The organism is Prevotella sp. P5-108, from assembly GCF_002251385.1.
In the GTDB taxonomy this organism is placed as follows: domain Bacteria; phylum Bacteroidota; class Bacteroidia; order Bacteroidales; family Bacteroidaceae; genus Prevotella.
The window spans coordinates 22024-43925 of sequence record NZ_NPJJ01000057.1 but is presented as its reverse complement, the minus strand read 5'-3'; the positions used below and the strand labels follow the sequence as shown (position 1 = coordinate 43925).

23 protein-coding genes are annotated in these 21902 nt (G+C 55.5%); 8 read left to right on the top strand and 15 right to left on the bottom strand.

Annotated features, from left to right (window positions below; translation table 11 throughout):
* Positions 1-19: 19 nt before the first annotated feature.
* From CIK95_RS10835 to CIK95_RS10810, 5 genes are all read right to left on the bottom strand, one after another.
* Positions 20-1903 carry a BACON domain-containing protein gene (locus tag CIK95_RS10835; RefSeq protein ID WP_094466990.1) on the bottom strand — a complete coding sequence of 628 codons (1884 nt, stop codon included), beginning with the start codon at positions 1901-1903 and terminating at the stop codon, positions 20-22.
* Between the two features lie 493 nt (positions 1904-2396).
* The gene (locus CIK95_RS10830; RefSeq protein ID WP_094466989.1) at positions 2397-4169 is read right to left on the bottom strand and encodes a hypothetical protein; all 1773 of its coding nucleotides are present in this window, start codon (positions 4167-4169) and stop codon (positions 2397-2399) included.
* 2 nt (positions 4170-4171) lie between these two features.
* Positions 4172-4381, bottom strand: coding sequence for a hypothetical protein (locus CIK95_RS10825; RefSeq protein WP_094466988.1), 210 nt, complete (start codon positions 4379-4381; stop codon positions 4172-4174).
* Between the two features lie 237 nt (positions 4382-4618).
* Positions 4619-5995, bottom strand: a complete 1377-nt coding sequence (locus CIK95_RS10820; RefSeq protein WP_094388730.1) for an MATE family efflux transporter — start codon at positions 5993-5995, stop codon at positions 4619-4621.
* A 191-nt stretch (positions 5996-6186) separates the two neighbouring features.
* Positions 6187-6600: a hypothetical protein gene (locus tag CIK95_RS10810; protein WP_094466987.1), complete on the bottom strand. Its 414-nt coding sequence runs from the start codon at positions 6598-6600 to the stop codon at positions 6187-6189.
* Positions 6601-7017: 417 nt separating this feature from the next.
* Here CIK95_RS10810 and CIK95_RS10800 point away from each other — a divergent pair, with 417 nt between their 5' ends.
* The 5 genes from CIK95_RS10800 to CIK95_RS10780 all read left to right on the top strand — a co-directional run bounded on the left by CIK95_RS10800 (position 7018) and on the right by CIK95_RS10780 (position 9929).
* Positions 7018-7845, top strand: coding sequence for a MotA/TolQ/ExbB proton channel family protein (locus CIK95_RS10800; RefSeq protein WP_371591419.1), 828 nt, complete (start codon positions 7018-7020; stop codon positions 7843-7845).
* The gene (locus CIK95_RS10795; RefSeq protein WP_094466984.1) at positions 7842-8336 is read left to right on the top strand and encodes a hypothetical protein; all 495 of its coding nucleotides are present in this window, start codon (positions 7842-7844) and stop codon (positions 8334-8336) included. Before CIK95_RS10800 ends, CIK95_RS10795 begins: the two co-directional genes overlap by 4 nt.
* A 9-nt stretch (positions 8337-8345) precedes the next feature.
* A complete protein-coding gene (locus CIK95_RS10790; protein WP_094466983.1) occupies positions 8346-8867 on the top strand; it encodes a biopolymer transporter ExbD in 522 nt (173 codons plus the stop codon).
* Complete coding sequence (locus tag CIK95_RS10785; protein WP_094387483.1) at positions 8864-9316, top strand: biopolymer transporter ExbD; 453 nt, start codon at positions 8864-8866, stop codon at positions 9314-9316. Before CIK95_RS10790 ends, CIK95_RS10785 begins: the two co-directional genes overlap by 4 nt.
* A gap of 85 nt (positions 9317-9401) precedes the next feature.
* Positions 9402-9929 (top strand): Lrp/AsnC family transcriptional regulator, encoded by a 528-nt coding sequence (locus CIK95_RS10780; protein ID WP_022311180.1) that lies wholly within the window; start codon positions 9402-9404, stop codon positions 9927-9929.
* A gap of 180 nt (positions 9930-10109) precedes the next feature.
* On the opposite strand, the gene CIK95_RS10775 is transcribed toward CIK95_RS10780, so the two are convergent.
* Positions 10110-10658, bottom strand: a complete 549-nt coding sequence (locus tag CIK95_RS10775; protein WP_022311179.1) for a DUF3332 domain-containing protein — start codon at positions 10656-10658, stop codon at positions 10110-10112.
* A gap of 209 nt (positions 10659-10867) precedes the next feature.
* On the opposite strand from CIK95_RS10775, the gene CIK95_RS10770 reads away from it, so the two are divergent.
* Together CIK95_RS10770 and CIK95_RS10765 are read left to right on the top strand one after the other, a co-directional pair.
* Complete coding sequence (locus tag CIK95_RS10770; protein ID WP_094387485.1) at positions 10868-11503, top strand: deoxynucleoside kinase; 636 nt, start codon at positions 10868-10870, stop codon at positions 11501-11503.
* Between the two features lie 15 nt (positions 11504-11518).
* Positions 11519-12145 carry a deoxynucleoside kinase gene (locus CIK95_RS10765; protein ID WP_022311177.1) on the top strand — a complete coding sequence of 209 codons (627 nt, stop codon included), beginning with the start codon at positions 11519-11521 and terminating at the stop codon, positions 12143-12145.
* On the opposite strand, the gene CIK95_RS10760 is transcribed toward CIK95_RS10765, so the two are convergent.
* The 9 genes from CIK95_RS10760 to CIK95_RS13215 are packed head-to-tail and all read right to left on the bottom strand — an operon-like array spanning position 12115 to position 20009.
* Positions 12115-13233 (bottom strand): DegT/DnrJ/EryC1/StrS aminotransferase family protein, encoded by a 1119-nt coding sequence (locus CIK95_RS10760; protein WP_094466982.1) that lies wholly within the window; start codon positions 13231-13233, stop codon positions 12115-12117. The genes CIK95_RS10765 and CIK95_RS10760 overlap by 31 nt on opposite strands.
* Positions 13230-14204: a GNAT family N-acetyltransferase gene (locus CIK95_RS10755; RefSeq protein ID WP_254046027.1), complete on the bottom strand. Its 975-nt coding sequence runs from the start codon at positions 14202-14204 to the stop codon at positions 13230-13232. The genes CIK95_RS10760 and CIK95_RS10755 overlap by 4 nt, the downstream gene beginning before the upstream one ends.
* On the bottom strand, positions 14170-14565 hold the full coding sequence (locus CIK95_RS10750) for an FdtA/QdtA family cupin domain-containing protein (protein ID WP_094387487.1): 396 nt from the start codon (positions 14563-14565) through the stop codon (positions 14170-14172). Before CIK95_RS10750 ends, CIK95_RS10755 begins: the two co-directional genes overlap by 35 nt.
* A 1-nt stretch (position 14566) precedes the next feature.
* Positions 14567-15748, bottom strand: coding sequence for a formate-dependent phosphoribosylglycinamide formyltransferase (gene purT, locus CIK95_RS10745; protein ID WP_094467051.1), 1182 nt, complete (start codon positions 15746-15748; stop codon positions 14567-14569).
* A gap of 24 nt (positions 15749-15772) precedes the next feature.
* Positions 15773-16924, bottom strand: coding sequence for a dTDP-glucose 4,6-dehydratase (gene rfbB / locus CIK95_RS10740; RefSeq protein ID WP_094387488.1), 1152 nt, complete (start codon positions 16922-16924; stop codon positions 15773-15775).
* Positions 16925-16946: 22 nt separating this feature from the next.
* On the bottom strand, positions 16947-17456 hold the full coding sequence (locus tag CIK95_RS10735) for a metallophosphoesterase (RefSeq protein WP_094466981.1): 510 nt from the start codon (positions 17454-17456) through the stop codon (positions 16947-16949).
* Positions 17449-18093 (bottom strand): AAA family ATPase, encoded by a 645-nt coding sequence (locus CIK95_RS10730; RefSeq protein ID WP_094388739.1) that lies wholly within the window; start codon positions 18091-18093, stop codon positions 17449-17451. The genes CIK95_RS10735 and CIK95_RS10730 overlap by 8 nt, the downstream gene beginning before the upstream one ends.
* Positions 18083-19459, bottom strand: coding sequence for an MATE family efflux transporter (locus tag CIK95_RS10725; RefSeq protein ID WP_094466980.1), 1377 nt, complete (start codon positions 19457-19459; stop codon positions 18083-18085). The genes CIK95_RS10730 and CIK95_RS10725 overlap by 11 nt, the downstream gene beginning before the upstream one ends.
* On the bottom strand, positions 19452-20009 hold the full coding sequence (locus CIK95_RS13215) for a hypothetical protein (RefSeq protein WP_158215131.1): 558 nt from the start codon (positions 20007-20009) through the stop codon (positions 19452-19454). The genes CIK95_RS10725 and CIK95_RS13215 overlap by 8 nt, the downstream gene beginning before the upstream one ends.
* On the opposite strand from CIK95_RS13215, the gene CIK95_RS10720 reads away from it, so the two are divergent.
* Positions 19987-21825, top strand: coding sequence for a glycosyl hydrolase 115 family protein (locus CIK95_RS10720; RefSeq protein WP_158215130.1), 1839 nt, complete (start codon positions 19987-19989; stop codon positions 21823-21825). The genes CIK95_RS13215 and CIK95_RS10720 overlap by 23 nt on opposite strands.
* Positions 21826-21902 lie beyond the last annotated feature (77 nt).

Below are 21902 nucleotides of genomic sequence, written 5' to 3'. Positions count from 1 at the left end.
GTGTGCTGGATGGGTTGGATTAATTGTTTCCGCCGCCTATCTCTACATCCTTGTAGCCCGAGGCGGTGCGCTTGATGACGATGTCGCCCTGATAGGTCACGGCGTAGGCAGCGAAGTTGGAGGCTGAGTAGCCGCCGGGCTTCTGGCGTATCATGCTGGTGGAAGAGATGCTGTTGTTGTAATAGCGCATCACCTGCAGACCGCAGATATAGAGCGAGGGTGTTTTGTCCGAGGTTCTCAGCATAGACATCTTGCTGGTGTTGGCGTTCCAGCGTACGGTGGTGGTATGACCCACTACGCTCACGGTGCCTGTATACCATGTGTACTGCACGCCGCCGATGGTGGCATACTGGAACGACCAGCCGCCGTTGATCTTGGTGCTCAACTCAGGCATCAGGGCTGCGTACTCTCCGGCATACTGTCCGGTGTAGAGGCGCTGTGCCTTGGTCGAGGTATGGGTGTCGATGAAGATGCCCACGGTAGCCTGCTTGGCAGAGTGGTCGACCTTGGTGAGGGCTTCGGTCTTCAGGTTTTCGAAGAGTCCGGTGATGCTCACGTTGTTGGTGGCTTTCTGCGAGTTCGGGCTCAGACTCTCGTATGCGGTGACGGTCTTTCCGGTCTTGTTGACCAGGTTCAGCTCGGTCTTGTTGTTGTAGTTCACGCCATCCACTATCTTCAGGTCGGTGCGGTTGTCGCTGGGCGTGGTGCCTGCGGCGCTCCACTTGCTGTCATAGTTGGTGGTAGAGGCAGAGCCCTTGGTGTAGAATGTCTTGAAGGCTGTCATATCCCATACGCCTGCGAAGTCGGTCTCTTCTATCTGGGTGAGGTCGATGGTGGTCTTCTGGCTGCCGTTGCCGAAGATGAGTTTGGCCTGGCGAGGTGCTCCGGTGGTGTTGGCGGTAGCCGACACGGTTACCTTGGTACCGTCTGAGGTGACACTGAGCCAGTCGCTGCCCTCAGCGGGTATGCGCTCGATGGTAGTAATCTTGTAGCCGGGCGCATCGTAGGTCTTGGTCCACGCCGCGTCGCTCGTCCAGAGCGACACGTCGCTCAGAGTCTCGTTATTGCGGGTCACGGTGTACAGCTTACCAGCCTCCAGGTTTACCTCGTTGGCTATCAGCAAGTCGTTATATGCCTGCCCAGTGGGCGAAACCACATCGGCACGCAGATTGCGCTTTGTGCCAGCCGTCAAGGCGGCATAGAAGGTCAGCTTGTTGCCATCGACACGGGCCGAGGTCAGCTTGATAGCGCCTTCCTGGATATCGCTCGTACTACCATCAGCACATGTATAAAAATACTTATTGACCATGTTGTCGGCCTTGAGCGTAAGGGCGTATGCCGAGGCGGTGGGGGTAAACGGCAGGACTACCGTGCCCTTGATAAAAGTCATCTTGTGATGCAGACGAACCTGCATGGCGCCACTGGCAGCTGGGTCGTACTCGCAGGAGCCTGTTACGAGGTCGTACTTGCTCAGCTCGTCTATCGTACCAGCCTGCTCGGACAGGTCTACCTTGACAAGGGCACCATTAACCTCCATGGCGGGACTCTTCACGGCCACTCCCACGGTAGTTTTCTGGGCGGGTGGCGTAGTAAATGAACCCGTGAACTCGGCATCGTGCCCATCGGCACTTATCTTGCCGATGGCGAAAGCCGTCATCTCCTCTGGGTTGGCAGCATAGTCTACCAGCAGCTGGTCCGTGTTCTGCCAGGCCACCTTAATGCTGGGTTGCTCGCCCTGTTCGGTAAAGGACAGGCGCGTAGAGGCGGCTCCGTCGATGCCGGCGCTAATGGTGAGCTTACCATTGCCGGTGCCGGGGGTTACATTGGGGTCATCCACGGCTGACGAGCAGCCGGCCATCAGAGCGGCGATGGCTGCTCCGAAGAATAGACGCTTTAGTTCCATAAATTCTCCTTTCCTATTTCAGAGGGTGAGTTACTGCCCTGATCGTCAATGTCGCCTCCAGGGGTGACGTCGGGAACAGAGGCATTACAGAGCGGACTTCCGGATTCTACAGAACGCACTTTGCAAAAGGGTTTCTTGTACTCGTATTTACAAGAAGCGGTCATAATGTTTTCTTTTTTCATGCTGTATGGTTAGAATAAACTGCGCGGCTGTCGCCACAACAGATTATAAAGGTTGGAATAGCAATATACCAGTCTGTTATAGCTACTGGTTCTGCCAACAAAGTTAATTAAAAAAAATAAAGTAATGCTATTTTTTAGAAAAAATGTTACTCATAATGATATAAATAACGCTCTCCATGAGTAACAGGGGCCACGCGGCGCGCACCGCCATGGCTCGTAGCCACCTATATATAATAAAGACACCTGCCAGAAAAGCAAGCGCTTTGCGGGCAGGTGTCTGTAATTATTTTACGAATATCTCTGTTATCGTATTACTTTCTCTTGAAAATGTTACCAGCGTATCCCTTAGGATTGGTCTGGTAAACATTGGCATAACCACTTACCGTGGCAGTGGCATCGTTAGTAGCCGAAAGCACGATGTCTATACCTACTATCTGGTTCATAGTAGAGCTATACTGCGAAACGGTAGAGAACTCTACATTGTTGTTCACACGGTTGGTGTAGACAATGGTCTTCATGTCAGCTGAAATGGTGAACCAACCCCAAGTGTAATTGGGTTCGCCCAAATTGGTCTCGTCAAACTTCCAAGGCTTAGCCCAAGCTGCAGCAGTGCGTGTTGCCAGTGCTGGGATAAAGCGAGCATACTTACCCTTAGCTGCTCCGTCGGCGGCAATGAGCTGACCCTCCTCGGCACGAGCATCATAGAACACACCCATCTTAGCTGTACGGTTAGCATAGTCTATCTCGATGGCGGCATCCATCACTGCGTCGAAGAACAAGCCCTTGATACCAACATTATTAGTATGCTTGGTTTTACCATCGGCATCTGTCAGCGTAACAGCCTTACGTGGCTCACCGATAGTTACATCCAGGGAAACAGGATCGTTAGCTGCTATGAAAGAGCCAGTGGCTGCAAAAGACTTGGTAGTAAATGTATAGTTGCCCTTGAAGTCCTTAGCCTCTACCTGAGTAATCTCATAAGGAACGCCATCAACAGTGATGGTACCTGTACGGGGTGCTCCGGTCTCGTTGGCCTTGGCATGTATCTTGCCACCGGCAACGGTGAGCCAGTCGGTATCGGTATCGCCAGTTCCACTGACGGCAACTACATCCTGCTCATTATCGTTCACCCAAATCTTCTGGGTCTCGGCAGCAGTGAAGGCCAATGTTGTAGCCATCTTATAGAGCTTACCAGCCTCAAGTTTGCCCTCTTTGGTCTTGGTATAGTCGCCAGTATAAATCTTACCATTGATAGTAGCCGAAATGTTAACACCGGCAAACTCATCGTCCTTGACACCGGGCCAGATAGTCATGTAGGCTGTAGCCACATTGCCGTTGACCTCGGCCACCTTGATGGTAAACTTAGCCTCGCCCTCAGCATTGACAGGCAGACTTTTTACTCCGGGATTGCCACTCGAAATCTGCACCTGGTTGTAAGTGCTCTCGGTGGTAACAGTAAGGGGTGTACCCTTCTCTACCTTGACACCCTCTGGGAAGGTAGCATCTATCTTAACGACAGAGGTTTTGGGCTTAAAGGTAACGTTGCTCAGTGTGGCCTCAGTGTTGTCCTTGTTATAAGCAAGGTTGCCCTCGGTATAGATATCGGCCTGGAACACGCTGTGCATGGCGGCACTTTCGAGCGTACCATCCTGCTGGCTCAGATTATCAATAAGATCGCACTTGCCGGCAGCAGCATCGATATACGGCGTGCCACCCTTGGTGGTGCCGATGAGGATGTGCAACAGGCCAGTGCCCTCGGGTATCACTACATTGCTGGCACGGAATGTGCCCTTAGTACCATTGGCTGATGCCGGGTCATAATATAGAATGGTACTCTTGTTGAGCCAGCCGCCATCGGCCGTACGGAAATAGGCAATCAGGTAATCGCCCTCCTGGAAGGAGGTCTTCAGACCGCCACCATCGGGTGTAAAACCTACACGCGAAGCTGCCGCAAGGTCGGCATTGATAGACAGGCTTACTGTCTTAGCCGTGCCATCGCCAGCGTTAACCGGCTCATCGTCAGACGAGCAAGAGGCAAACAGGGCCACCACCATGGCGGCGAAAAACATCAGTTTCTTCATCATGGTTAGTCCTCCCACAAGTTAAGATTGTTGTCCTTGGGGGCCAAGGCGCCACCATCATCATGATCGAGGTCACCAGAGTCAACTGTGGTGTCAACAGAAGCGTTGAGCAGATTGCCTGCCTCGATTCCGCGAGTCTTCACACAAGGCTTGAGATACGCTTGCTTTACTCCCCGTAAGCCATCCAATAAGGAGCTGCGTAATGTTTTGTCCATATTATTACTCGTTTAAGTTATTAATTATCAGTTTATATTCACGTTGGTTGGAGTTCTCCCGGGGTGCGGGCGAACTGTCTTCAACTGCGGTTGAACTGTCTTTCATGACAGAATAACTACAATTTGTGAGCAAATCTACTAAAAATCTGTGAAATATAATAGTGTTTTCTTTATTTTTTTTGATTTTCGTCAAAAAAAGTTGCGCAATAATTGCGCAAATGGCTATCGATAGACTTGTCAGACGGTAGCGAGGCCCCTCATCCATCTGCCTTTGAAGAGGCGGAAGAGAAATATAGTACCACGGAAAGTGAGCTCTATCGCCATGGCAACCCATACGCCGCGCAACCCATAGGTGGGGGCGAGCAGGGCAGCAAGCGTCAGGCGCACGCACCACATCGAAACCAGGTTGAGCAGAGCGGGTTTGATGGTGTCGCCGGCACCCACACACACGCTGTAGGTGACGATAGAAGCGGCGAAGAAAGGTTCAGCAAAAGCCTCGATGCGCAGCACCTCGGTGCCAAGGCGGCGTATCTCTTCGACGGGCGACAGCATGCCTATCATCTCTGGGGCGAAGACATACATCACCACACCCATCACCGCCATCACGCCCATGCCCAGTGCCACGGTCATATAGGCGAAGTTGCGGCACAGGTCTGCGCGTCGCGCTCCATAGGTCTGGCCCACCAGTGTCGACGCTGCGTCGCCGATACCATAGCCCGGCATATAGCAGAGACTCTCGGCAGTGATGGCAAACGAGTTGGCGGCGATGGCCACGTTGCCCAATGGCGCCACTATCAGTGTGCTTACTACCTGGGCACCACTCATCAGCGCCGACTGGATGGCTATGGGAAGACCCACGCGCAGGGCGTTGCGCACATAGAGCCATACCCAGGTGAAGGGGGCGGTGTCCTGGCGCAGGGCGAGGATGCGGTTGCGCCTCGTGGCAACCCACATCATGGTGAGCGAGATGATGGCAAAGGCGCAGAAGGTACCCATAGCGGCACCGCGCACGCCGAGTTCGAGGATGTAGATGAAGAAGTAGTTGAACACCACATCCAGTATGCACATCGTGATGCTCAGCAGACTGGGGATGTGCATATTGCCCGTGCTCTTGAGCATGGCTGAGTTGAGGTGGAACAGCAGGATAAAGGGCATGGCCAACGAGAAGATGAGGAAGTAGGCCGACGAGTCGCCGGCGATGTCCTCTCCGCCTCCCAGCCAGTAGGGTAGTGCTCCGTGGATGGTAACGCCCACCAGCAGTATCATCATGCTGACCACGGCGCCACACACCAGGGCATGGCGGAATACCTGGCGTGCCCTCACGAAGTCGTTGGCTCCGATGAAGTGGGCCACCTGGACTGAGAAGCCGGTAGATACCGCTCCCATCACACTGCCCATGAGCCAGGTGGTCGACTCGATGAGTCCGATGCTGGCAGAGGCTGCCGCACCGAGGTGTCCCACCATGGCGGCGTCGATGAAGAACATGAGTACGGTGGTGATTTGTGCCAGAATGGACGGTACGCTGAGGTCGACTATCAACCTCAACTTCTCGTGCATGGTCATCGCGTTGCCCATGCGTATCTTTTCCAGCAATATTTCACTCCGTTTTGCCATACCTTATTATATATATGGGTGCAAAGGTACGCATAATTATAGACATAGTCTGTCTAAAAGGCAAGAAAAAAGTGTCGCCAGCGGTTGTAGTATGCATAATCAGCGTGATATAGATACAAAAAGATTTGCGGCTTTTCAGGGCTGCGCCCTTTGCGTATGTGGCTGTCGGCAATGTCATCGAGAGCACGCTCTCAGCCATTCGCCGCCATCCCCATCCGCGCCTGCCTGTCGGCAGGCTGAAAAGCCGCAAAAACAAAAAGTCCGCCTTTGGCGGTAAAAAAAGTCCGGCAGTCGCCGGTACAAAAACAGCTATAAGCGGGGAGCCCGTAAGCAGCAGCAACTCTGTAGGAGTTGCGTTTCCCCAGCCCAGGGTTGCGGGCGAAGACCGCTACCCTGGGTAGCTGCCCCACTAACATGGCAACTCTGTAGGAGTTGCGATTAGCCGCAGGCGTTATCCGCAGCAGGATAATGGGCTGAAATGTGTAGGGAAATACCATCAAACTGATAATAACGCCTACGTCTAAACACAACAATTTACCTTTCCGCGTCGCACTGCGCTGCGCCGGTGACCTTTGGTTCAGCGTTGTTATCCCTTTGTGTATCATGACCCAGGGTAGAGACGCTTCGCACCTCTACCCTGGGCTATGTAATCGCACCTCCTACAGAGTTGCCATGGGTGCGTGCCATCCACAATAGACTACATGTGTCGCTGGCATAAATCTGACTACTGGACATCTGGTCTATGCTCACGACAAACGGCATCGCAGCCATCCCCAACCTAACTTCGAGGCGTGAAATGGTGAAAGCGTGGTTTGATATGATTGTGGCGCGGCCTGCAATCAATAATTCGCAGTTGGAAATGAAGATAGAGGGCTGCTGCGCTACCTTTGCCTCGTGCCCCCGCAACGCGTGGACAGTCTGTCGGCGAAATAAAAAAATGGGCGTGTTTACAAAGATTATACAAAAAATCTTGGTCTGTCGTGGCAAAACCGCTACTTTTGCACCTTATTAATATATATATGATGAAGACAATGACAAAGATACTGGGGCTCTGCCTGGCCCTGATGCTCATGATGGCTGTGCCCACGACGGCGCAGACCGCCGATAGCCTTGCTGCCGCCGAGGTGGCAGCAACCGATACCACCCTCGCCGCCACCGATTCGCTGACAGCCGGCGCCGACGACCTGCAGGCCATTGCCGACGACGAGGCACCCAGCTTCCACCAGATGCTCAAGACCAAGTTTATCGAGGGCAATGCCGGGTTTATGTCGCTCGTCGCCCTCGCCCTGGTGCTGGGCCTGGCGTTCTGCATCGAGCGCATCATCTACCTCGGACTCTCCGAGGTGGACGCCAAGCGACTCATGACCGACATCAAGGACAAGGTGGAAGGCGGCGACATCGATGGCGCCCGTGAACTCTGCACCACCACCCGTGGCCCCGTGGCAGCCCTCTGCGCCCAGGGACTCTCGCGCATGGCAGAGCCTATGGAGAACATTGAGCGCACCCTCGTGGCTTATGGCAGCGTGCAGGCCGCCAAGCTCGAGCGCGGCTGCTCGTGGATAGTGCTGTTTATCGCCATGGCACCCTCGCTGGGATTTCTCGGCACCGTCATCGGCATGGTGATGGCCTTTGACCAAATCCAGGCCGCCGGCGACATCAGTCCCGCCATCGTGGCATCGGGTATGCGCGTGGCCCTCATCACCACCATTTTCGGTATCATCGTGGCGCTGGTGCTGCAGGTGTTCTACAACCTTATCCTCTCCAAGATAGACCATCTCACCTGCCAGATGGAGGAGAGCGTCATCTCTCTGCTCGACATCATAGCCCGACACAAAGGAGGTCAAGCATGAAGACCGGAAGCAAACCTACCGAAGCCCTCTCACGCCTGGCGCTCTATGCAGTGATAGGTCTGGCTGTGGTGGTCTATGCCCTCTTTATGCTCATCGGCTATGACCTGCCGCTGGCTACCGACCCCACCTTCAGCGCGCCGCTGCTCACCCCGCTGCTCATCGCCTTTGTAGAGCTGACGGTGGTGGCTGCCGTCGTCGCCGCCCTGTGGCTGATGGTGGTGCGCCGTCGTGGCGTGAAGTCGCAGCCTCTGACCAACGGCATCCCCGCACGCCGCATCGTGATGGCGGTGGCTCTCGGCACGGTGGCTCTGCTGGCGATAGGCTTTGCCCTGGGCAGCAGCGTCCCCATCATGGCCAACGGTGCCCGCTTTGCCGACAGACTGTGGCTGAGAGTCGCCGATATGTTCATCTACGCCGGCACGGCGCTCATCGTGGCTGCTGTGGTCGCCGTGGCAGTAGTCAAGAGCAGGAAAGTCAAAGAAAAAAGATAGAAAACCATCATGTTTGCCCGTCGTCACCGCCGCTCGTTCGGCCTCAATACCACCTCGACAGCCGACATCTCGTTTGTGCTGCTCATCTTCTTTCTGGTCACCACGTCGATGGACCAGAACAAGGGCCTGGTGCGCCAGCTGCCGCCTATGGAGCCTGCCGAGCAGACCCCGACAGAGGTGGACCGCCGCGACGTGCTCATCTTCGCGCTGGCTGCCAATGGCACGGTGACGGTAGATGGCAAGCCTATGGCCGACAAGGATGTCGCAGCGCGCGTGGAGCAGCACGTGACGAGCCGGGGGCTGCGCCATATCATCGCCATCGACATAGACCCCGATGCCGAGTATCAGTCTTACTTCCAGCTGCAGAACAGCATCGTCGAAGCCTACCGCCAGCTGCGCGACGCCGAAGCCCGCCGACGCTATGGGCGCCCCATGAAGGGCTGCACCGCCGCCGAGCGCGACCAGGTGAGACAGGCTTGTCCGCAGCGCATCGTCGAAAACTATATGGAGAAAGGAGGTAGTCGCCCATGAGCATCATCCGTCGCCGCCGCCGTGAAGTGCCCGAGCTGAACACCTCGTCTCTGCCCGACCTGATATTCACCGTGCTCTTCTTCTTTATGATAGTGACCCACATGCAGACCAATGCCGTGCGTGTGCGCTATGATGTGCCCCAGGGCACTCACCTCTCCCGCCAGCAGAGTCGCCAGTGTGTGACCTATATCTACGTGGGAACACCCATAGAGCGGCCTGGCGCCCAACCCCAGATACAGTTGGGCGACAGGATGGTTGATGCCAGTCAGCTGTCGGCCCTCGTGGCTGCCGAGCGCAGCCGCATGACGCCCGCCGAACAGCAGCGCCATCTGGTCGTCATCAGAGCCGACCGCCATATCCCTATGAGTCTGCTGCGCCAGGTCAAGGACGCTCTTCGCAGCGCCCATGCTACGAGAGTTATCTATACTGCCAATGACAAAAAACGTTAACGCTGTTATTTTGTAACTTTTTTGCGTGGAAACAGAGTAAATTGCGGTAAAAATTAGTACCTTTGCAAGTAAAATATAACTTGCTATGGCATATCGTAATTTAGACTTACTGGACAAGAAGATCCTGAACTTGGTGGCCGATAACGCACGCATGCCTTTTCTTGAGGTCGCTCGTATCTGTAATGTGAGTGGCGCTGCCATCCATCAGCGCATTGCAAAGATGACAAAGATGGGCTTAATCAAGGGCTCCAAGTACGTAATCGACCCCGAAAAGCTGGGTTATGAGACCTGTGCTTATGTGGGCCTTTACTTGAAGGACCCCGCCACCTTTGATGATGTGGTCGAGAAGTTGAGAATGATACCCGAGGTGACCGAGTGTCACTACACCACGGGTGGCTATGACATGTTTATCAAGCTCTATGCCCGTACCAACCATGACCTGCTCAACATTATCCATGACCGTCTGCAGCCGTTGGGCCTGTCGCGTAGCGAGACCATTGTCTCCTTCAATGCGGTGATAGACCGTCAGCTGCCCGTGCCCGAGGACATCATCGAAGATGACGAAGACGATGCAGACTTCGACGATGTAGATATCGCCGACACCACCGATTAAATCCTTCACCGCCGAAGGGTAACCCCGTATGGACGGCAGTGCCTCCATATCCGAATGTCCCACTCTCTATGACAGAGAGTGGGACATTCGTTTAGGCTCTATTGGCCTGAAACCAAAAGGAGCAGCCTCTGCCAGTGGCGGTGGGCTGCTCCAGATGGTCTGTATGTAGAGGGTGTGACTCTATCTCACGGCAAAATACATGCCCTCGTTGGCATCCATGCGTGCCTGGTAAACTCCGGCTTCGTCGAGGGTGTAGGTGCGAGGCTCGCCGTTGACGGTGGCCATGATGGTGCCGTCGTCGTTGAAGCGGAAGATTTCCTTCACGTCACCGTTCTGCTCCATGGTCCATGAGTTGTTCTTCTTGTTGTATTTCAGATTGGTCACCTCGCCTGTAGGTGCCTTGATTTCATATCCGTCCTTGAGGGTGGTCACGGCATAGTAGCGTCCGTCCTGACCCATGATGGTGCGTGTCTTTCCGATGTCGGCGATGGGGTTGCTGCCACTCCAGAACTCAATGGTATTGAACAGCAGCGCGTCGCCCAAGAGGCATACCGAGCCCACGAAGGGAGTGATGATGAAGCCCACGATGGCGTTGACATACTTGTTGCTGGTCATCTGGGTCTCCCACTTGGCAAACTTGTTGAAGAGGGTGAACGAGCCGATACACGAACTCATGGTGAGGCTGCCCAGAAGCAACCATGCTACGACGGTGACATTGATTTTCTTCATATCTATAAGGTTTAATGGTGAATAATGTACTCTGTTACGATTACAAAGATAAATATAATATCCCGATTGGTAGACTGTTTTTAATTTTTTTTCTATTCCGCTACCTTTTTTTATATATAAATGGTTATCTTTGCACCGCGTTTGCGCCAATAGAGATGGCGCCGGGCAGTACAGATTTATCAATAACCACGATAAAAACCTACACTAACGTGCATATAGCGATAGCAGGCAATATAGGTAGCGGCAAGACGACGCTTACCACAATGTTGGCAAAACATTATGGATGGATACCACGCTTCGAGCCGGTGGATATCAATCCTTACCTTGAGGACTATTATAAGGACATAGCCCGATGGTCGTTCTGTCTTGAAGTGTATTTCCTCAAACAGCGTTTCCGCGACCTGTTGGAGATACGCAAGAGCGACAGAACCGTCGTGCAAGACCGCTCCATCTATGAGGGCGTCTATGTATTTACCGCCAACAACCGGGATATGGGCAACCTCTCAGACAGGGACTATGAGACCTACATGGAACTGTTTGAGATTATGACCGACGTGGCCCAGCTGCCCGACCTGATGATTTATCTGCGCGCCTCGGTGCCCCATCTGGTGAAGAACATCCAAAAGCGTGGCCGTGCCTATGAGCAGACGATGCAGCTGGAGTATCTCAAGAACCTCAACCAGCGTTACGAGGACTTTATCTTCAACAAGTATAAGGGCAAGGTGCTGGTGGTAGAGGCCGACGACAACGACTTCCAGCACGACCCCGACAAGTTTGCCCGCATCATCGAGCGCGTGGACAGCGCGCTGGAACTGGGTACACTTCCATTCAAAGACAACGAATAAAAACTCTATACAACTATGCATATAGCAATAGCCGGAAACATAGGCAGCGGTAAGACCACGCTTACCAAGAAGCTCGCCAAGCGATATGGGTGGATTCCCCATTTCGAGCCCGTCGACAACAATCCCTATCTGGCCGATTACTACGCCGATATGGACCGCTGGTCGTTCAACCTGCAAATCTATTTCCTCAACAAGCGTTTCCGCGACGTGGTGGAGATAGCCAAGAGCCAGGACACCATCATCCAGGACCGCACCATCTTTGAAGACGCGCGCATCTTTGCGCCCAACCTCCACGATATGGGGATGATGAGCGACCGCGACTTTGACAACTACACCGACCTCTTCGACCTGATGATGTCGCTTGTCAAGTTGCCCGACCTGATGATTTACATCCGCTCGTCCATACCTACCCTGGTGTCGCATATCCAGAAGCGCGGACGCGACTTCGAGCGCTCCATCCGCATCGACTATCTCGAGGGCCTCAACAAGAGATACGAGGAATGGATTGCCGGTTATAAGGGCAAGCTCATGATTGTGGATGGCGACACTCTGCAGTTTGAGAACAGCGTGGAAGACTTCAAGACCATCACCGACAATATCGACGCCGAGCTCTACGGTCTGTTCCCGTTTGATGGCGAGTAGTCGCTGACGGCCTCGGCTACCTGCCGGCACTCCTCGTCTGAGAGATAGGGTGCCAGCGGCAGACTCAGTTCCTGGGCATGTATCTGCTCGGTGATGGGCAGTGAGAGATGGCTCCACGCAAGATAACAGCGTTGGCGGTGTGGAGCGATGGGATAGTGGATAAGCGTCTGGATACCCCGTTGGAGGAGGTGCCGCGCCAACGCATCACGGTCATTGCAGCGTATGGGGAATATATGCCATACGCAGTCATTGTTTCTATCCGCAGGGAGAGCGACAAGCGGGTTGTGGATATGGTCCAGATAATAGCGGGCTATATCCTTGCGACGCTGGTTGTCACGGTCCAGATAGCGGAGCTTCACGCGGAGCACCGCCGCCTGTATCTCGTCGATACGGCTGTTGCGTCCGCAGTAATCAAATACATATTTCTTATGGCTGCCATAGTTGGCAATGGCTCTGACGGTCGCTGCCAGACGGTCGTCATCGGTGGTCACGGCTCCGGCATCGCCCAGGGCGCCCAGGTTCTTGCCTGGGTAGAACGAGTGTCCGGCTGCGTCGCCCAGGGCACCGGTGTGCACGTCGCCGAAACGGCATCCGTGGGCTTGGGCGTTGTCTTCTATCAGCAGCAACCCGTGTCGGCGGCATATTGCGGCTATCTGCGGGGAGTAGGCACATCGGCCATAGAGGTGCACGATGAGCACTGCGCGGGTGCGGGGAGTGATGGCCTGCTCTATCAGGTTGGCGTCGATGTTGTAGGTGGTTATGTCGGGCTCTACCAGGATAGGCTTGAGCCGGTTTTCGGTCACGGCGAGTATCGAGGCGATATAGGTGTTGGCAGGCACGATTACCTCGTCGCCTTCGGCCAGTCGTCCCAGCTCGATATAGGCGCGCAGTATCAGCGTGAGCGCATCCAGCCCGTTGCCGCAGCCTATGCAGTGGCGCGTGCCGATATACTGGGCATAGTCGTGCTCAAACTCCCGCGTGGCATCGCCTTGCAGGTAGCGTCCGCCATTGACCACGCCGGTCACCGCCTGCGCGATTTCGTCGGCATGCATCGCCGTCATCCGTTTCAGGTTCAAGTATTCTATCATAACTCCCATTCATAAGTGTCGTAGACCACACCCCGGCCGCCATAGCCCTCCTTGTGGGCGATGAGTCCGGCGTTGATGACGCTGCCTTGCTCCTCGGTAGAACTGCCGAAGTCGAGGTAGGGCCAGTCCTTGTAGTCCTGGTACATGACCTGCTCGTAGATAGCCTCCATGGCTCCATACTCCTTGCCCTCGTCGTTGGTTCCGCTGTACTGGCCGTGCACCACCTGTTGCGAGATGTAGAAGGTGATGCCGCCGATGATGTGTCCCTCGCGGTAGGCGCTGTACTGGATGATATTGTCGGGAAACCGGCTCTGCAGCAGGAGCATCTCGTCGAGCGTATGCACAGGTTTGGCGTCAAAGCGCTTGTGCAGGTTGTCGGTGAGTATAGGCCAGAACTCGGCTATGGACGCATTGGCCCTCACGGTCACGCCGTTCTCGTGGGCTTTTCGCAACCGCCGCAGATGGTCTTTGCGCCAGCGCAGATGCTGGGGCATGCTGATGGCGGTGCCGATGTTGCGGAGGGCGAGCCGGGCATGACATTGCCAGAAGATGGCATAGAGGTCTTCCTCGGAGGGATGAACATGATAAATCCAGGGGATGGGGCGGTAGAGCACACGGGTAAAGCCCTCGTGGCGCAGATAGTCGTTGAGACAGGCGAAGAGCTGGCAGGTGTCGCTTATGGTGACATGGATGTCCATAATGAGTCCGCCATAAGTGAGGCCATAGTGAGAGATAAGCGTGGTGTCGCGACGGTGGGCGGGGAGCAGGGCGTAGAGCCTGCCTTGGCGATAGAACATCAGCGACCAGTCATCAAAGCGGTCGGCGTGATACTCCATATAGTTGCGCTCAAAGAGGAAGGTGGCGTTGCGGGCACGGCGCACGTAACCGTCCCAGCTCTTGCGGTCGTCGGCGGTATATCTTCTTATCTCAAACATCTCATCGTCTGCTCTGCAGGTATTCTTCGTAGTCATAGATATAATCGGCCTCGTCGTAGGGGTCTTCGGCAAGCACCAGGCAAACGGCTCCCGACGAGAAATCGTCGAGAGTGCGCCAGATGCCGGTATCTACCAGTAGCCCCTGGTAAGGACGGTTGAGCTGATAGGTCTCACGCTCGGTGCCATTGTCCAGGCTTACGCTGAACGCGCCACTCACAGCGATGATGAACTCACGGCAGTGGCGGTGGGCATGACCTCCACGATGGCTGCCGGCAGGGATGTCGTAGGTCCAGTAGACACGGCTTACCTCGAAGGGGATGTCCTTCATCTGCTCGGCCACGGAGAGGTTGCCCCGAGGGTCGGCTATCTTGCTCAGGCTGATTATCTTTCCTATCATCTTACTTTTTCATATAAGGGTCGGTGCCCAGCACGGTCTTGGCCACACGCTTGGCTTTCTCGCGCAGACGGTCGATGTCGTCGCCCACCTCTCCATAGCAGAGGGCGACACCCATACGGCGGCCTACGTGGGCTTCGGGCTTGCAGAAGATACGCAGACGGGTGCGGTCTTCCTCCATGGCCTCGTCGAAGTGGTAGTCGAGCGGTTGGGAAGACTCCGTCGGCGAGAGTATCACGGCCGAACAGCCGGCGTGTTCGAGGTGGATGGCTGGGATGTTCCAACCCATAAAGGCACGCAGATGCAGCTCAAACTCGCTCAGATTGGTGGTGTGGGCGAGGGTGACCATGCCGGTGTCGTGGGGACGTGGCGACAGCTCAGAGAAGATTACCTCGCCCTGCTTGGTCAGGAAGAACTCCACGCCCCAGAGGCCATAGCCTGTCAGCGCGCGTGTCACCTCGGCAGCCATGTGCTGTGCCTGCTCCAGTGCCTGTGGTGCTATCTGGTAGGGTTGCCAACTCTCGCGGTAGTCGCCGCCCTTCTGCACGTGTCCGATGGGCGGGCAGAAGAGCGTCTTGCCGTTTTTCTGAGTGACGGTGAGCAGGGTAAACTCGCTGTCGAAGTCGATAAACTCTTCGATGATTACCTCGCGCACGTCGCCACGGCTTCCCTCCATCGCTTCGGTAAACGCCTGCTGTAGTTCGTCGTCATTGTGCACGTAGCTCTGGCCGTGCCCCGACGAGCTCATCAACGGCTTGACCACGCAGGGGAACCCTATGGCGTCGGCAGCGCTCTTGAACTCTTCAAAGGTCTTGGCGTAGAAGTATTTGGCGGTGCGCAGACCCAGCTCTCTTGATGCCAGGTCGCGTATGGCGCGTCGGTTCATCGTGTAGTTTACTGCCTTGGCGCTGGGAACCACCTGTATGCCCTGCGCCTCGAAGTCGAAGAGTCGCTCGGTGCGTATGGCTTCTATTTCGGGCACGATGATGTCGGGGTTGTGGCGCGCCACGGCGGCAGCGAGGGCATCACCGTCGAGCATGCTGAATATCTCTCTCTCGTCGGCCACCTGCATGGCGGGAGCGTTGTCGTATCTGTCACACGCCACCACGTAGAGACCGGCTCTCTTGGCAGCTATTACCAATTCTTTGCCCAACTCGCCCGAGCCGAGCAGCATTATCTTTTTCATTGTCATATATATAATAAGGTGGAATTATCCACGGTTGCCATACATTTGTTCGTAGTATTTCTGATAGTCTCCCGATGTGACGTCTTTAATCCAGTCCTGGTTCTCGAGGTTCCAGCGGATGGTCTTGACGATGCCGTCGGCAAAGCGGGTTTCTGGGTACCATCCCAGTTCATTCTTGATTTTGGTGGGGTCGATGGCGTAGCGCTGGTCGTGGCCCAGTCGGTCAGCCACGTGGGTGATGAGGCTGTCGTTAATCCAGTCTATGCTTATCTCGCCGTCGTCGCCGATTACCTGCTTGCGCAGCACCTTGCGCAGCTGCTTGTCTTCGGCCATCATGTCATGGATGGTGCTGATGATGAGCTTCACGATGTCGATGTTGCGCATCTCGTTGTGACCGCCCACATTGTATATCTCGCCCTCACGACCCTGGCGCACCACCAGGTCTATCGCCTTGCAGTGGTCTTCCACGTAGAGCCAGTCGCGCACGTTGAGGCCCTCGCCATAGACGGGCAGCGGCTTGCCTTCGAGGATGTTATTGATAATGAGGGGTATCAGCTTCTCGGGGAAGTGATAGGGGCCGTAGTTGTTGGAACAGCGGGTGATTGACACGGGCATGTGGTAGGTGTCGCGGTAAGCCATCACAAAGAGGTCGGCCGAGGTCTTGGACGCCGAGTAGGGACTGTGGGGGCAGAGTGGGGTCTCCTCGGTGAAGTAGCCTTCTGCGCCCAGCGAGCCATACACTTCGTCGGTGGCAACCTGATGGAAGCGCTTGCCCGGCTTCCATGCCGGATAACCCTGGCTGTCGCGTCCGGTGACCCACGCACGGCGGGCGGCGTCGAGCAGGTTCTGCGTGCCCAGGATGTTCACACTCAGGAAGAGCTGCGGGTCTTCGATAGAGCGGTCCACATGGCTCTCGGCGGCAAAGTTTACCACATAGTCTATATCGTATTCGCTGAAGAGTCTGTCGGCGAGCTCCCGGTCGCGTATGTCGCCCTTGACAAAGAAGCAACGACGGTTGTCGATGTCGTCTTTGATGGTGCCGAGGTTGCCGGCATAGGTGAGGGCATCGAGCACCACCACGCGTATGTCGTCGTTGGCATACTTCTTATAGAGTAGATACTTGATGAAATTGGCGCCGATGAACCCGGCGGCTCCCGTGACAAGGTAAGTCTTCATATCGGTATGTTTTTTAGTTGGTTTATCGTTGTTTTCTATCATTGAGGGTTATCACTTCGCAGTCGCTCATCTTGTCGCCGTCGATAGTGAGCCTTACCAGCGTGCGGTCTACGTGCCAGCCCTGCATACCGGCTGCTCCGGGATTGATGTGGAGCATCCCCAGCGTGCGGTCATACTGCACCTTGAGGATATGGGAGTGTCCGGCTACGAAGAGTTTGGGCGGCATAGCCACGAGCGAACTGAAGACCGAGCGGTCATAGTGGCCCGGATAGCCGCCGATATGCTTGATGAGCACGTCCACATCTTCACACTTGAACCGCAGCCTCTCGGGATAGCGCCGACGCAGGTCGCCGCCGTCGCAGTTGCCGCAGACGGCGCGGAAGACGGGGCGCATGGCCTCAAACTGGTCTGCCAGCTCGGTGGTGCCTATGTCGCCGGCGTGCCATATCTCGTCGCAGTCGCCGAGATAGGTCTCGTACTTGGCGTCCCAGCATCCGTGGGTATCGCTGATGATGCCTATCCGCTTACTCATGGCTCTTGTCGTTTGCCTGTCCCATCACCTGTCTTGCGTAGTCGGCTATCAGCTTGGTGGCAGCCTCGTGGCCCAACCGTCCTGCGTTGATGCAGAGGTCGTAGCTCTCACAGTGTCCCCACTGCTTGCCCGTGTAGTAGTTGTAGTACGACGCCCGTCGGCTTTCACCCTCGCTGATATACTTGCGGGCTTCGTCGTCGCTGATGTTGCGGCGGCGGGCTATCTCGGCGATGCGGGTGTCGAGGTCGGCACTTACAAACACGTTGACCACATTGTCCATATCGCGCAGCACATAGTCGGCGGTGCGGCCCACGAACACGCAACTGCCCTCCGAGGCAGCCTTGCGTATGGCGTCACACTGGAAGAGGTACAGGTTCTCCTGGTTGAAGTCGGTGTTGTAGTAGCTGTTGCGCGTGAAGAGAGGGAAGTGAAACTGCAGTGCAGTTTTGAAGAACCCCTTCTTCTCGTCGTTCTCTTCAAAGAACTCTTCGCAGAAGCCGCTTTCGCGTGCTGCCAGGTTGAGTATCTCCTTGTCGTAGAGGCGTGCGCCGAACTCCTCGGCGAGCATCTTGGCGATGGCGCTTCCACCACTGCCTATCTGCCGGCCTATGGTGATGATGATGTTGTTATTGTCCATGATTGTTAGTGGCTACGGGGTTGCTATTCTTTAGTTTGCTGATATATATCTTCATGATGACAAAGGTGGCGATAGTTGCCATGAAGTCAGAGATGGGCATGGCATACCACACTCCGCCGATGCCCCAGAACAGGGGCAGCACGCCGATGAGCGGCAACAGGAAGAGCATCTGTCGCGACAGCGAGAGGAAGATGCTTATCTTCACCATGCCGATACACTGGAAGAGGTTGGTCGTCACTATCTGGTAGCCCACAAAGGGGAACACCAGCATCATGATGCGTATGGCGCGTGCCGACATGTCGATGAGCGTAGGGTCGGTGGTAAACATGCGGGCACAGAGATGGGGCACAAACATGGCTATCAGCCATCCCACCGCCATGATTGCCGTAGCCGCCATTACCGATAGGTGGTATACTCGTACCAGACGGTCTATCTGTCGGCTGCCGTAGTTATATCCTGCTATGGGTTGCATGCCCTGGTTGAGGCCTATGATAAACATAACGAAGATGAAGGCTATGCTGTTGGCTATGCCGTAGGCACCCACACTCAGGTCGCCGCCGTAGCGCACCAGTTGGTTGTTGAGGAATATCACCACCACGCAGGCGCAGCTCTGCATGAGGAAGGGCGAGATGCCTATAGCGATGATATTCTTTACCAGATTGGCTTTGAGTCTGTATATGCCACGCTCCAGGTGGAGCAGCTCGTTCTTGTTGGCAAAGATGCGCATCTGGTAGCACAGCGCTATCGTCTGCGAGATTATCGTGGCCCACGCCGCACCGCGTATGCCCCAACCGAAGACCCAGATGAAGAGCGCGTCGAGCAGTATGTTCATCACCACCGTGAAGATGGTGGCGTTCATAGCCTGTCGTGGCTTGCTTGCCGACCGCAGCACGGCGTTCATACCCAGATACATGTGGGTCACGGCATTGCCCACGAGTATTATCTGCATATAGTCGCGGGCGTAGGGGATAGTGGCCTCGCTGGCGCCGAAGAAGTAGAGTATGGGGTCGAGGAATATAAGACACAGGGCACCAAGTCCGATACCCACCAGCAGGTTGAGCGTAATGGTATTGCCCAGCAGGTTCTCGGCGACACCATAGTCGCGCTGCCCCAATTTCACGGAGATAGAGGTCGAGGCTCCCACGCCGATGGCGGCACCGAAGGCTCCCGAGAGGTTCATGAAGGGCAGCGTGATGGCCAGTCCCGATATGGCGAGCGGACCTACTACCTGTCCCAAGAACACGCGGTCGGCGATATTGTAGAGCGACGAGGCGGTCATGGCAATGATAGCTGGCAAGGCAAACTGCCACAGCAGCCGCCCTACTGGCTTCGTTCCCAATTCTAACGTAGCTTTCTTATTATCCATTATATATAATTATGTATTGCAAAGGTAGTGCAAGTCGAAGACAATGCAAAGAAAAAACGAAAGTTTTTTCATTTGGCATTGTTGAGACGCAGCCTACCTTATCCAAAGGTAGTGCAAACCGAAGAGAATACAAAATAAACTCGTTTATTTTTATTCTTGAGGTGCCGCCTACCTTCACGGCGGGAGCCGTAAATAGTGCAAACCGAAGAGAATACAAAATAAACTCGTTTATTTTTATTCTTGAGGTGCCGCCTACCTTCACGGCGGGAGCCGTAAATAGTGCAAACCGAAGAGAATACAAAATAAACTTGTTTATTTTTATTCTTGAGGTGCCGCCTACCTTCACGGCGAGAGCCGTAAATAGTGCAAACCGAAGAGAATACAAAATAAACTTGTTTATTTTTATTCTTGAGGTGCCGCCTACCTTCACGGCGGGAGCAGTAAAGGTAGTGCAAGTCGAAGACAATGCAAAGAAAAATCTCAAGTTTGTTTTGTATTTCGCCCAGCTTGTACTACCTTTGTATTCAATGAAAAGGAATATACTTACCATCTTATTATGCTGCTTCGTGCTTGCCTCGTGGGCCAAGGACGTGGTCTGGTACAGCGGGCGAGGCAGCGTGGAATATAGTTTTGTGGGCAAGCGAACGGGTGTAGTCGATATGGCGCTCAATATGTTTGCCGAAGATATGCGTGCCGTCACCGGCCATCGAGCCGAGCATCGTGCGGGGGCTGTGATAGAGATTTTCGAGCTCGACAAGATGCGCGACAAGGACTTCCGGCGGCTCCAGCGACGCCAGGTGCCTATCGACCGTATCATCGCCAAAGACGATGCCTTTGCCATCTGTGTCGAGGGCGGACATATCGTGGTGCTGGGCAGCAATGCCAATGGCACTGCCTATGGCATCCTTGAACTCTCGCGCCTTGCGGGTGTCTCGCCGTGGGCGTGGTGGGGCGATGTCACTCCCCTGCGCCGCCACTATCTCGCTCTCGCTTCCGACTACCTCACCATCCAGTGGCCCTCGGTGGCGCGGCGTGGCTTCGTCGCCCAGGGCCATGGCCTCGACAGTCACCGCCTCCACCAGCTTCTCCTGCGACTCCGTGGCAATCTGCTGCGCCATGCCGACTGCGACGGACGGGGCGCCAAGTGTATGGAGATTGGTGAGCGCTGGCTCCCCTCTACCCAGCCCGGCCGCATTTATGCTGAGATGAAGACCGCTTACGACCAGGGTGCCCGCCACGAATGGGTAGCCCGGATTGACAATCCACGCACCGTGGCTTACCAGCTCTCGCTCTTCATGGATATGGCGTGGAACATCACCTATGTCAATGCCACCAATATCCCCTCCCACTTTCACGCGTGGCTTACCGAGCAGTTTGGCGAGCAGGCTGCCGACCGCCTGTTGCCCGTGCTCACCGAGTATTACCATCTCGTGGGCATACGCCGACCCGAGCAGATGAATGTCGAGTTCATGGCCGATGCCTTTGGCAACGAGCTCGAGCGCTATCTCGCCAACTACGAGGCACTCGTCAAGGCTCTCACCCCCATTGCCGCCCTCGTGCCCCAAGTGCGCAGCGAGGCGTTCTTCGCCTGGGTCGACTATCCCGTCAGGGCAGCATGGCTCATGGCGGTCAAGCAGTTGCAGGCCCAGGAGGCGCGCCATATAGGCCGCCCCAGTTCGTTCGCCCGCGACGATGAGGCACTGTCCTCTGCCGTGCGCAGCTGGACAGCCTACCAGCAGCTGCTGGCGCTCAACCGCAAGTTTTCCGGCATGCTCGACGGCAAGTGGGAGCATACCCTCTCTCTTGCCCACATGCCCCTGATGGCAGAGCCCAAGTTCCCCGGCCCGCTGTCTCACGACGCCATCAAACGCTTTGCCCAGCAGGGCCCCGAGCCGTTCAATCTCGATGTCGGCAATACCATAACCCGCAACGCCTGCCATTTCCGCCGCGCCACCCAGGGGGTACAGACGGTCTCTATGCTTGGCCACAGCATGAAGGCGGTGATGGTGCCGCCCGGTGGCAGCCTGTCCTACTCCTTCTTCTCCGAACTCAGAGGCAAGGCTGTCGTGCGGGTGGCTGCCATTGCCATGCCCGACTATCTGGGCCACGACATACGGCTGGCGGTGCGTGTCGACGATGGCGAGGCGCAGATAATGAGCGTGCGCCCCGATGCCCATTCGCCTCAGTGGCAGACCGCCGAACAGCGCGGACAGGTCATTATCAACGTCGATGTCAACCTCACCCGCAACAGCCACGACATTGAGATACGCGCGCTCGACACGCCGGTATTTATCGACCAGCTGATGGTCGACTACGACCCCGTGCGCGAGTTCTACATCTTCCCCGTGACCGCCGAGCAGCTGTAGACCCCATCCCCCTATACCGACACCAGCCCACAGATGAACTTCCATCTGTGGGCTGGTGTCTTATATATATAATAAGG